11 protein-coding genes and 1 tRNA gene are annotated in these 12,055 nt (G+C 59.4%); all 12 read right to left on the reverse strand.

Going from position 1 to position 12,055, the window contains the following annotated elements; genetic code table 11:
- Window positions 1–492: 492 nt before the first annotated feature.
- Window positions 493–582, reverse strand: a tRNA-Ser gene (locus JF535_RS15280).
- 212 nt (window positions 583–794) lie between these two features.
- Window positions 795–989: a carbon storage regulator CsrA gene (gene csrA / locus JF535_RS15285; protein WP_066962957.1), complete on the reverse strand. Its 195-nt coding sequence runs from the start codon at window positions 987–989 to the stop codon at window positions 795–797.
- Window positions 990–1,204: 215 nt separating this feature from the next.
- Entirely contained in the window at window positions 1,205–2,443 is a 1,239-nt protein-coding gene (locus tag JF535_RS15290; protein ID WP_207003906.1) for an aspartate kinase, read from the reverse strand.
- Window positions 2,444–2,602: 159 nt separating this feature from the next.
- Window positions 2,603–5,215, reverse strand: a complete 2,613-nt coding sequence (gene alaS / locus JF535_RS15295; RefSeq protein ID WP_207003908.1) for an alanine--tRNA ligase — start codon at window positions 5,213–5,215, stop codon at window positions 2,603–2,605.
- A 61-nt stretch (window positions 5,216–5,276) separates the two neighbouring features.
- Window positions 5,277–5,639, reverse strand: coding sequence for an HIT domain-containing protein (locus JF535_RS15300; RefSeq protein ID WP_207003910.1), 363 nt, complete (start codon window positions 5,637–5,639; stop codon window positions 5,277–5,279).
- Between the two features lie 48 nt (window positions 5,640–5,687).
- The gene (locus tag JF535_RS15305) at window positions 5,688–5,876 is read right to left on the reverse strand and encodes a Trm112 family protein (RefSeq protein ID WP_066967665.1); all 189 of its coding nucleotides are present in this window, start codon (window positions 5,874–5,876) and stop codon (window positions 5,688–5,690) included.
- Window positions 5,877–6,039: 163 nt separating this feature from the next.
- Window positions 6,040–6,909 carry an alpha/beta hydrolase gene (locus tag JF535_RS15310; protein WP_207003912.1) on the reverse strand — a complete coding sequence of 290 codons (870 nt, stop codon included), beginning with the start codon at window positions 6,907–6,909 and terminating at the stop codon, window positions 6,040–6,042.
- 115 nt (window positions 6,910–7,024) lie between these two features.
- Window positions 7,025–8,512, reverse strand: a complete 1,488-nt coding sequence (glpK, locus tag JF535_RS15315; RefSeq protein ID WP_207003914.1) for a glycerol kinase GlpK — start codon at window positions 8,510–8,512, stop codon at window positions 7,025–7,027.
- Window positions 8,513–8,612: 100 nt separating this feature from the next.
- Window positions 8,613–9,227 carry a regulatory protein RecX gene (locus tag JF535_RS15320; RefSeq protein WP_242524047.1) on the reverse strand — a complete coding sequence of 205 codons (615 nt, stop codon included), beginning with the start codon at window positions 9,225–9,227 and terminating at the stop codon, window positions 8,613–8,615.
- Between the two features lie 2 nt (window positions 9,228–9,229).
- Window positions 9,230–10,261 carry a recombinase RecA gene (gene recA, locus JF535_RS15325; RefSeq protein ID WP_207003916.1) on the reverse strand — a complete coding sequence of 344 codons (1,032 nt, stop codon included), beginning with the start codon at window positions 10,259–10,261 and terminating at the stop codon, window positions 9,230–9,232.
- Window positions 10,262–10,408: 147 nt separating this feature from the next.
- Entirely contained in the window at window positions 10,409–10,921 is a 513-nt protein-coding gene (locus JF535_RS15330; RefSeq protein ID WP_340674202.1) for a CinA family protein, read from the reverse strand.
- Window positions 10,922–10,998: 77 nt separating this feature from the next.
- A complete protein-coding gene (locus JF535_RS15335; protein WP_207003918.1) occupies window positions 10,999–11,898 on the reverse strand; it encodes a MaoC/PaaZ C-terminal domain-containing protein in 900 nt (299 codons plus the stop codon).
- Window positions 11,899–12,055 lie beyond the last annotated feature (157 nt).

Genomic DNA, 12,055 nt, shown 5'->3' on the forward strand with positions numbered 1-12,055 from the left:
GATCCGTCGCTCCGCAAGCACCCACACATATTGCTTGATCGAATTTTTAAACAACTCAGCGTGGCGCTCGGCCCTCACTGTGGGATGCGCATTTTACACATCCAATCTGCTGAAGCAAGTGCTTTTTGCAGACTTTTTTGAAGCTCGAATCCGTTGAAAATCAACATCGTCCGAAGCTTCGATCACCTGCTCGGTGACCCCGAGAAGGACGCGCATTATATGGCGCCAATCTCGTTTGGCAAGCTCTTTTTTTGAAATTCTTTTTCCGAGAAAACTCGTTGAAAATCAAAAGGTTAACTTGCCACCTCGCCGCGTTTTGCGTTGCCGCTCAAGCAGCGAGGGCGCGAACTATACGGAGCATCCTGGCGACTGGCAAGCTGTTTTTTCAAACTTTTTACCAGCCTCGGTAGCGCTTCGCTGCCGCACAAGCAGAGGTCAAAACACCGACCTCTACCCATAAAAAAACACCCTCAATTGAGAGTGTTTTTTAGATGGCGGTGAGGGAGGGATTCGAACCCTCGATGAGTTTAACCCCATACGCCCTTAGCAGGGGCGCGCCTTCAGCCACTCGGCCACCTCACCGTAACTTCTTCTGCCCTCACTCGTCTGTTTGAGCCGGGCAACAGCAGCTTGAGACACTGGGTCTTGGCTGCTGAAAGTGAGCGGCATCATACCAACGGCAATGTAAAAATCAATGGGGAATCAATAACTTTTTGCGTTTTCTTAAAGGTCGGCTACAAAGTATACAGACATAAAAAAAGGCCGCTGGGCGGCCCTTTCTGATCGGCTACTCGTCAGTCTGCACTTCCGTCATCGGAGGTCTGCTTCTCGCGCTGGATGCGCTGATAGATCTCCTCACGGTGAACCGCGACTTCTTTCGGTGCATTGACCCCGATTCGTACCTGGTTGCCTTTTACACCCAATACGGTAACCGTCACATTATCACCAACCATCAGTGTTTCACCGATACGGCGGGTTAAAATCAACATTACCTACTTCTCCTTGATCATCCTGTGATTTGGCACGACCGGTTATCCCTGGCCAGCGCCTTAGGTCATCATAACCCGAGAAGGCGTTGAACCGGGAATCTTGTCCGTCACTTTATTCAGTATCGCCCAGTCGCTGAAAATCTCAACAGGTCGCACCGCACGCCAGACAACAGAATTGCTATGGTTGCCCGCGGGATCCATCACTCTGGTTATAGTTATTCCACGTTTTTCGGCTCGGAGAGCTCAAAAGCACTGTGTAGCGCACGCACGGCCAGCTCCAGGTACCGCTCATCGATAATCACGGAAATCTTGATTTCAGAGGTGGTGATCATCTGGATGTTGATATTGTCTTCGCCCAGCGCCTCGAACATCTTCGACGCCACATTAGCGTGAGAGCGCATACCCACACCCACAATGGACACCTTGGCGATCTTGTCATCGGACACCACTTCCCGGGCACCCAGCTCGTTCGCCACTCGCTCCAGCACACCGCGCGCCTTGCTCAGGTCATTGCGGTGAACGGTGAATGTGAAGTCAGTAGTGCCATCCACCGCGCTGATGTTCTGGACAATGACATCAACCTCAATATTTTCCGCACCCACCGGCGCCAGAATGCGGCAGGCAACCCCCGGGGTGTCGGGTACGCCGCGAATGGTCAGTTTTGCCTCGTCGCGGTTGAATGCAATGCCAGAGACTACAGGCTGTTCCATCTCGTTGTCTTCCTCATCCAGACTAATCAGTGTGCCGTTACCCTCTTCGAATGTAGAGAGCACACGCAGCGGCACCTTGTACTTCCCGGCAAACTCTACTGCCCGAATTTGCAGAACCTTGGAGCCCAGGCTCGCCATTTCAAGCATCTCTTCGAAGGTGATGCGATCCAGGCGGCGGGCACTGTCCACCACACGCGGGTCGGTGGTGTAGACGCCATCAACGTCGGTGTAAATCTGGCATTCAGTTGCATCCAGGGCCGCCGCCAGGGCGACACCGGTGGTGTCTGAGCCACCGCGACCGAGGGTGGTAATGTTGCCGTCGTCGTCAACCCCCTGGAAACCGGCAACCACAACCACTTTGCCTGCATCTAGGTCCCGACGCATACGCTCCACATCAATGCGCTGGATACGCGCCTTGGTATGGGCATTATCCGTGAGAATCTTCACCTGGCCGCCGGTGTAGGAGCATGCGTCGTAGCCACGCTTTTTCAGCGCCATACTGAGCAGCGCAATCGTCACCTGCTCCCCGGTGGACACCAGTACGTCCATCTCACGGGGATCCGGGTGCTCCTGAATCTGCCGTGCCAGGTCGATCAGGCGATTGGTTTCGCCACTCATTGCGGAAAGCACCACCACCATGTCGTGGCCCTTGGCTCGAAAGCCCGCCACCTTGTCGGCCACCGCTTCGATGCGCTCGATAGAGCCCACCGAAGTGCCACCGTATTTCTGCACGAACAAACTCATCGCTCTAGTGTTCCTTGCTGCCCAAATGCACCGCGGCACCTGCCGCGCGCGCGTCGCGCACTTAATCACCAAAACCCGGGCAAATCAACTGCAAAGGTGCATTTTTTTCCGGGTAGAAACCGTCAGATCAACTTTTTCCGGAGTTTTTGTCTGATGGTTTCACTTGATATTATTTTTCACCCAATCGGGGACGGCCTTCAGCACACCCGGCAGAGATGCGACATCGGTACCGCCGCCTTGCGCCATGTCCGGGCGACCACCGCCCTTGCCACCCAGCTCGCCGGCGGCAAAACGCATCAGGTCGCCAGCAGCCAGGCGCTTGGTCAGATCCTTGGTCACCGCAGCAATCAGGGCCACTTTGTCGTCTCCCGGCGCCGCCAGGAAAACAATGCCGCTGCCCAATTTGTTCTTCATCTGGTCTGCCAGGTCGCGCAGGGACTTGGCATCCGCCCCTTCAATCGCCGCAGCCAGAACTTTTACCCCGTCGATCTCTATCGCCTGGCTCGCCAGATCACCACCAGCACCGCTGGCGAGGCGCGTCTTCAGTTGCGCAACTTCCTTCTCCAGCTTGCGGTTACTGGCGAGCAATTGCTCCACTTTGTCAGCCAGCGTGTCGGGACGAGCCTTGAGCACCGCCGCGGCATGGTCCAGGCGCTGCTGGGCTTCATCGAACAATGCCAGTGCATGCGCGCCTGTCACTGCTTCGATTCGACGCTGCCCCGAAGCGATACCGCTCTCGCCCACGATACGCAGCAAGCCGATATCACCGGTGCGCTTCACATGGGTGCCGCCACACAACTCTACCGAGAAGGCACCGCCATCGGCCTGCTCTCCCATAGACAGGACGCGCACGGAATCACCATATTTCTCACCAAACAGGGCCATGGCCCCTTTGGCTTTTGCCGATTCAATATCCGTCACCTCGGTTTCCACCGGTGTATTGGCGCGGATCTGGCTGTTCACCAGTGACTCGATGGCACGCAACTGCTTCGAAGTCACCGCCTCCGGGTGCGAGAAGTCAAAACGCAGGCGTTCGGAGTCCACCAGAGAACCCTTCTGGGTCACATGTTCACCGAGAACCTTACGCAGCGCCGCATGCAGCAAGTGAGTGGCGGAATGGTTCAACGCAGTGGATTGACGCACGTCATCAGCCACCTCTGCAGTCACCTCGTCGCCAACGGCGACACGGCCAGACAAAAGTTTCCCCTGGTGCACGTGATGACTGCCCAGCTTCACACAATCAGCCACCTCAAAACGACCGTCGGCCGACTGCAGGTAGCCACTGTCCCCTACCTGACCGCCAGACTCGGCGTAAAACGGCGTGCGATCGAGCACCACCGCACCGGCCTCACCCTCTTGCAAGGTGTCTACCTGCTCGCCGTCTTTAACAATGGCAACCACCTTGCCGGTGGCCTCAGTACTGCCGTAGCCTAGAAATTCCGTAACACCCTCAAGCTCGAGATTGCCTGTGTAGTCCTGCTTGAACTTGCCCGCTGCACGGGCGCGCTCGCGCTGGGCATTCATGGCGTCTTCATAGCCCGGCATATCCAGGGTGAGGCCGCGCTCGCGGGCAATATCCTGGGTCAGGTCAGTGGGGAAGCCGTAGGTATCATGCAGGGTGAACACCAGCTCTCCCGGGACCTCGCTTCCCTCGAGCGAAGCCAGCGCGTCGTCGAGTAGCGCCATCCCCTTGTCGAGTGTTTTTGCAAATTGTTCTTCTTCTTTGCGCAGGGCTGTTTCAATGACGGACTGCTTCTCCCGCAGCTCGGGATAGGCCTCGCCCATCTGCTCCACCAGCGCCGGCACCAGCTTGTAGAAGAAGATTTCCTTTTGGCCCAGCTTGTTTCCATGACGCACCGCACGGCGAATGATCCGTCGCAGTACAAAACCACGCCCTTCATTCGACGGCATGACGCCATCCGCGATAAGGAAGGAACAGGAGCGGATATGGTCCGCAATAACCCGCAGGGATTTCTCTTCGGTGTTTTCACAGCCAACAATTTTTCCTGCCGCATCCAGCAACGCCTGGAACAGGTCGATTTCGTAGTTGGAGTGCACGCCCTGCATCACGGCGGCAATACGCTCGAGCCCCATTCCCGTGTCGACGGAGGGCTTGGGCAGTGGATGCAGCTCGCCATCGGCTGCGCGCTCGAACTGCATGAACACCAGATTCCAGATCTCGATATACCGATCCAGGTCATCGTTCTCGGAACCCGGAGGGCCACCCGGCACATCCGCACCGTGGTCATAGAAAATTTCTGAACTCGGACCACACGGACCGGTATCACCCATTTGCCAGAAATTGTCTTCATCCAGCCGTGAGAAACGGTCGGCACTGACTCCGATCTCCTTGAGCCAGATATCGGCAGCTTCGTCGTCACTGATATGCACCGTTACCCACAAACGCTCTGGCGGCAGTTGCAGGACTTCGGTCAGGAACTGCCAGGCAAACTGAATCGCTTCACGCTTGAAGTAGTCGCCAAAGCTGAAGTTGCCCAGCATTTCAAAAAACGTATGGTGGCGAGCGGTGTAGCCGACGTTTTCCAGGTCATTGTGCTTGCCACCGGCACGCACGCAGCGCTGGGAACTGGTAGCACGCACGTACGGACGCGATTCCTGCCCCAGAAAAGTGTCTTTGAACTGCACCATGCCGGCGTTGGTGAACAACAGCGTAGGGTCATTCCCGGGCACCAGAGAACTGGACGCAACACGGGTGTGTCCCTGCTCGGCAAAATAGTTAAGAAATGCTTCGCGTATCTGTGCGCTCTTCATTCAGGCAACTTCCACATCATCAGTAAATTTTGTTCCGACGCGTGCATCGCGTCGCCAGTGTTCAGTCCCGCAGGTCGTCGGCAAGGCCGGCCTCAGGCATTTTGCGCTGGGCCAGCAAATGGATATGCAGGTGAAATACGGTTTGCCCCGCTTCGCGGCCATTGTTGACCACCAGGCGAAAGCCCTTTTCCAGATTCAGGCGCCGCGCCATCGTCGAGGCAACCCACATCAAGTGCCCCAGCAATGGGCCATCCTCCGCCGCCACATCCGCCAGATTGACCAAAGGTTTGCGGGGGATGACCAGCAGGTGGGTCGGCGCTTGCGGCGCGCGATCTTCAATGACAATACACTGATCGTCCTCATAAAGGCGTCGAGCAGGAAGCTCGCCCTCGATGATTCGCGTGAACACACTGCGCTCAGCCACACTGGTCTCCTGCGCCGTCCCGGGCCAAAACCGCCTGCGTCAAGCAGGCTATTTGTCGAGTTTCTCGTCGGTGGTCAGTGGCCTTGCCTCTGACTCCAGCATCACGGGAATACCATCGCGCACCGGATACGCCAGGCCACTGGCCTTGCAGATCAGCTCCTGAGACTCCTCGCGATACTCCAGCGGTGCCTTGCTGACCGGGCAGACCAGCAAACTCAGTAATTTTTTGTCCATGATGTACCCCGCTTGTGCCAACAGCCCGCCATGACTGGGCTACCGGTCAAAAATGACCGCGTATGGTACAACGCTTTCAGGGGGTTTTCACGGCCGCCGGAAGATTTCCGGGTACGGAGGGAGAAAGGGGCCTGGGGGCCCATGCGGGCTGGTGGACAGCCCCCTCTCAGGTGGCGGCCCGCTGTGGCTCGGACAAGCCCCCGCGCTGGCCTGACGGCGCATGCTCGGCGAGATGTTCGAGTACCGCCGCGAGTGCCTGCTCCGCCCCATCGGGCTCGTTAAAGATCTCATGATAAGCGCCCCTGAAGGCACACAACCGGTGCTGCGCACCTTGGAGCCGCCGCTGCCAGTCCCGCGTAACCTCGGGCGCCACCAGTTGGTCGCCCTCCGGCAGCAGGGTCAATGTCGGGATCGCGATCGCCTCGGGCTGCGCGAGCAACTGATCGCGGGTCTTGCGGTAGGCCAGAAACCAGCGCGGCGTCACCCTGTCGTGTACCAGGTCGTCACTGCAGTACTCCTGAACGATTTCCGGGTCGCGGCTTATATAGGAAGGATTCAGCCGATTGGGGAGGGACAACCCGGGGCAGACGCTCGCCAGCAGGCGTATCAGGCCCAGCTCGAGCTTGCCCGGCTCGCTCTTCCCGGCAAATGCGGGGGCGGACAAAATCAGACTATCGACCTGAGCGCCTTCAACCGCGCGAGCCACCGTGGCACAGGCAATCACTCCGCCCATACTGTGACCAAGCAAGTGAATCCGCTGGTCCGGGTTTTCGTGGCGCACCAAGCGAATACAGCGGGCGAGGTCCTCGGCGTAGGCTGAAAAATCTTTGATATCGCCGCGTCGTCCTTCGGACTGTCCATGGCCTGCATGGTCCAGGGCATAGACACTGTAACCGTGCGCATTGAGCACGCGCGCAAGGTGCCGGTAACGACCACTGTGTTCACCAAGCCCATGGGCAATCACCACCGCACCCAATGCGTGCTCCACCCACCACCGCCGATAGTGCAACCGGACACCACGAGATTCCAGGAACATGGGCCCCTCCTGTTTTTATACTTATCCGAGGATTCAGGCGCTGCAAGCGGGTTGAACGATAACAGGCCTGTCGCTATCCGTTTTTGTACAACGAATAGCGCCCCTTCGCCAGCGATTATTCTGCGCGGAACGTGCGGCAGGAGGCGACGGCCCTTGCCCAACCGTTCAACAGGTCCCGACGTTGCAGCTCCCCCATCTGTGGCAGGAAATCTTGCTCGACATCCACCAGCGACTCCGGAAGGCCGCCGGGAGACCACACGCCGGCACCGATACCGGCCAACAACGCAGCGCCGACCGCGGTGGTTTCTATCTGCCGGGGGCGCTCCACACAAAGCCGGGAAATATCCGCCTGGAACTGCATCAGGAAGTTATTGGCACTGGCACCACCATCGACCCGCAAGCATTGCAGCTCGACACCCAGGGCCTGCGCCATCAGCTGCGCCAGTTCGTGACTCTGGAATGCAATGGACTCGAGGGTAGCGCGCACAATTTCCGCCCGGCCCGCGCCGCGGGTGAGGCCAAATATGGCGCCGCGGGCGCCCGCGTCCCAGTGCGGCGCCCCAAGGCCGCTGAAGGCCGGCACCAGATACACACCCCGCGTATCCGGAATCCCCTGCGCAATCTGCTCCGTTTCCGCAGCCTGCTGGATGACCCCGAGGTCATCTCGCAACCACTGCACCGCCGCGCCACCGTTGAATACGGAGCCCTCAATGGCAAATTGCGGTTGCCCGGCCGCATCACAGGCAATGGTGGTGAGCAGCCCATCGGGCACCAGCGGGCGCACAGCCCCGGCACAGGCGAGCATAAAGCACCCCGTTCCGTAGGTATTTTTCAGGCTGCCGGGTTCCACACACCCCTGGCCGAACAGCGCGGCCTGCTGGTCCCCCGCTACGCCACTGATAGGAACCTCGGCGCCGAGAAATGCCGAAGCATCGGTGGTCGCAAACTCGCCCGCGGAGTGACTGATTTCGGGAAGAATGGCGGGAGGGCAGCCGAACAGGTTCAACAGTTCGCCATCCCACTGGCGGCGATCCAGATCGTATAACAGGGTGCGGCTGGCATTGGTGTGGTCGGTCAGGTGGGATTTGCCGCCGGTCAGCCGCCAGATCAGCCAGCTGTCGATGGTGCCAAAACACAGGTCTCCCGCTTCTGCGCGGCGCAACAGCTTCGGCGATTGCTGGAAAATCCAGCGCAACTTGCTGGCGGAGAAATACGCATCCAGCAGCAACCCGGTTTTCGCCCGGATCATTGACTCGGCGCCTGCCTCGCGCAGCTCGCTGCAGATGCCCGCCGAGCGGCGGCACTGCCAGACAATGGCCCGGTGTACCGGCTTGCCGGTATGGCGATCCCAAAGCACCGTGGTCTCCCGCTGGTTGGTAATCCCCAGCGCGCGGAGCTCACTGGCTGCCACGCCGGCCCGCTGCAACGCAGCCGAACAAACCCTGAGCGTTACCTGCCAGATTTCTTCGGCATCGTGCTCCACCCAGCCAGGTCGGGGGTAATACTGGGGAAACTCGGAATAGCTGCGCCCACGCAGGCGGCCATCAGCATCAAAGACAAGCGCAGTGGTACCCGTTGTACCCTGGTCAATGGAGAGAATCATCGCGGCTCACTGTTCATTATTCGTTGTGCAGACCGTTACTCCCTAGCCAGTATATACGCCTCGTTTACCACATCCACTACGTCCAGCCTCCGCCGCGAGCCTAGAAACCCGAGTACGGATATTCTTCTGGCTCGACGGCATCCAGCTCGGCGATGGCGTACTGAATCGCGTCGCTGGGAAAACCCCGATAGGCTAGATAGCGCTGCCGGCGGGCACGCTCCTTGGCCTGCTGCTGGCGATCCAGCGAGGGGGAAATTGGGCGACGGAACTTGCGCTGTAATTGCTCGAGGGCCAGCTCGAACCAATCCACGCCCTCCTGCAACTGCTCCATGACCGCTTGCGCCAGCGCACTGTGAATACCACGCAACTGCAGCTCCTGGCGAATTCTGATGGGGCCCTGTCCGCGCTGTACCCGGGAGCGGCAGAATACCTCGGCAAAGCGCTGGTCAGACTGGTAGTTGAGTTCTTGCAGGCGCAGCAGTACCGCGTCAAAGTCATCGAGTGGATGCTTTTTAGCAAGCTTCTGGCGGAGTTCGTGGCAGGAATGTTCGCGACGCGACAGCAACTCAAGCGCGTGATTAAACAGGGTCTGGAAGGTGTCGGTAGACTCCCCGGTAGCCGCGCTAGCGTCGGCGGGGGAGGATGAGGCAGTTTGCGATAAGGCAACCGGCGGCCAGGAGGGCTGGCCGCCGGAATTGTCGTCGGGCAAAGACAAGATCAGTCTTCCGCAGCTTCCAGCGCTTCCGGCTTAGCCTCCACCACGTCACCCAGCAACTGGGCGCGCAACTGGGCTTCGATTTCATCCCGAATATCGGTGTTTTCCTTCAGGAATTTCACCGCATTGGCCTTGCCCTGGCCAATCTTGTCACCCTTGTAGCTGTACCAGGCACCCGCCTTATCGATCAGCCCCATCTTCACGCCGTAGTCGATAATCTCGCCAAGCAGGTTGATCCCCTGGCCGTACATGATCTGGAATTCGGTCTGCTTGAACGGGGGCGCCACCTTGTTCTTGACGACCTTGACCCGCGTCTCGTTACCGACCACCTCGTCGCCCTCTTTCACCGCGCCGATGCGGCGAATATCCAGGCGCACAGAAGAGTAGAACTTGAGGGCGTTACCACCGGTGGTAGTCTCCGGGGAACCGAACATCACGCCAATCTTCATACGAATCTGGTTGATGAATACGCACAGCGTATTGGTATTCTTGATGTTACCGGTGAGCTTGCGCAGCGCCTGGGACATGAGACGAGCCTGCAGGCCCACATGGGAATCTCCCATCTCACCTTCGATTTCAGCGCGTGGCGTCAGCGCCGCCACGGAGTCGACCACCAGCACATCCACCGCACCGGAGCGCACCAGCATATCCGCCACTTCCAGCGCCTGTTCGCCGGTATCCGGCTGCGATACGATCAGTTCGTCAACATTGACGCCCAGCTTCTCGGCGTAGATCGGGTCCAGCGCGTGCTCGGCATCGACAAACGCACAGGTGCCGCCCTTGCGCTGGGCTTCCGCGATCACCTGCAGGGTCAGGGTGGTTTTACCGGAGGATTCCGGGCCATAGATTTCCACAATACGCCCACGGGGCAGGCCGCCAATGCCCAGTGCCACATCCAGGCCCAGGGAACCGGTGGAAATCGCGGGGATGCGCACGCGCTCTTTATCCCCCATGCGCATGACGGTGCCCTTGCCGAACTGACGCTCAATCTGTGACAGCGCCGCCTGTAAAGCCTTGTCTTTGTTGGAATCCATGACCCTTCCCATGTACTTGAAGATTACTTATGGGAGGGAGCTTAGAGAAAAATTACTGTATAAGCAACCAGTAATCTGGAATTGATGGTCGCCGCACAGGCGAGCCGGGCAACGGCGGTTTCAGAGCCCGCCGGAACGGTGCGCGGGTCAGCGCTGGCGATGGGACTCGGCAATCTCGAGCAATCCGTTCAGTGCCGCAATAACGGTCTGCGCCTGAATCTGTTGACGGTCACCATCAAAGTGCAGCAGACGCGCGTCGGCCTGCAACGGCTCCTGCCCCTGGCCGTGGGCCCAGCCGATCCACACGGTGCCGACCGGCTTTTCGGCACTGCCGCCGTCCGGCCCGGCGACACCGCTCACGGCCACCGCGAGATTCGCGTCGAGGCGGCTGAGCACACCCACCGCCATCTGGCGCACCACCGTCTCACTCACGGCGCCAAGCTCCACCAGGTCCCCGGCATCCACCCCCAGAAACTCGCGTTTGATACGGTCGGCATAGGAAACCACGGAGCCCTCAAACCAGCCAGACGCACCGGCAACCGAAGTGATCGCGGCCGCGATGGCACCTCCGGTGCACGACTCCGCCGCCGTTACCTTCCAGCCGAGATCCGCGAGCACCTCGCCGAGCTTCTCCGCCAACTGTCGGGTCTGTAAATCCACCAGCTTTCCTCAGAATGATCAAATGAACCAGATAACCATAGATACACAGATTGACACGAAGCAACCAGACCCGGGGGCTAGATGCGCTCGATCCGCCCGCTCAGGTGGGCGCGCTTGCCTGTACCATCGACGAGGCTGAAGCGTACCCCGGATTCAACGCCACAGAACTGAAGATTGACCTCCGAGGGCAACAATACCGGCTTGTTAAACGCCACACTGAGCTCAAAAGGCCCCGCTACGACATCCGCTGCCGCCTCCGCCAGTGCAGCGAGACAGTGCGCCTTCAGCCACATGCCGTGGGCAATCGCCCGCGGAAACCCAAACAGCCGGGCCGTAGACCCATAGAGATGAATCGGGTTTCTGTCGCCAGACACTCTCGCGTAGCGACGGCCGATATCCGCGGACAGCACCCATGGCAGCGTTCGAACGCCGCGCATATCCATACCTTCCTCCGGTGCCGGGGCTCGGGAATGCGCGCCGCCACCGGTACCGGACGCACGAGGCTTCGTGCGGCTGAGCAGGGTGCTCACGCACTCCCATACCAGCTCACCAGCCACCTGCACCCGGGTAACCAGGTCAAATTCGTAGCCCCGCTTGACCGGCACGGGGGCCATCAGGTCACACTGGATATCCAGCCGGTCGCTTTCGACAAGACAACGGTACTGACGGATTCGGTTGCGCAGGTGCACCACCCCCAGCACGGGAAACGGAAAGGCATCAGACACCAGCAGGTTCAACTGCAGGGGCATCGCCAGCACAAAGGGATAGGTCGCCGGCACCGCTGAATCCGGTGTAAATCCGCAGACGGCGCGATAATCATTCAGGTGCGCGGGCTCGAGACGCTGGCGCGGGAGGCTGACCGTCGCGAGTACCCCATCGCGGTTCCCGCTCGGCTGGCCGGGTTTACGTGCGGTCAGCGCGCGAAAATACAGAGGCAGTACCGATGGGCGGGTGTTGAGTTGAATCTGTAATGGCATGAAATTGCTTTGTGCGTCAGGCGCGATGGTAAATCTGGTCATCACCAGGATTGACTGCGCATCATAGTGCGAATCCGGGCTGAAGAGGTACCCCCCCCTGCCGGTGTTCCCCAAAAAATGGCACGGTGAAAACGACAAAACCCGGCGAGCGCCGGGT

The sequence above is a fragment of the Microbulbifer salipaludis genome, from assembly GCF_017303155.1.
Taxonomy (GTDB): Bacteria; Pseudomonadota; Gammaproteobacteria; order Pseudomonadales; family Cellvibrionaceae; genus Microbulbifer; species Microbulbifer salipaludis.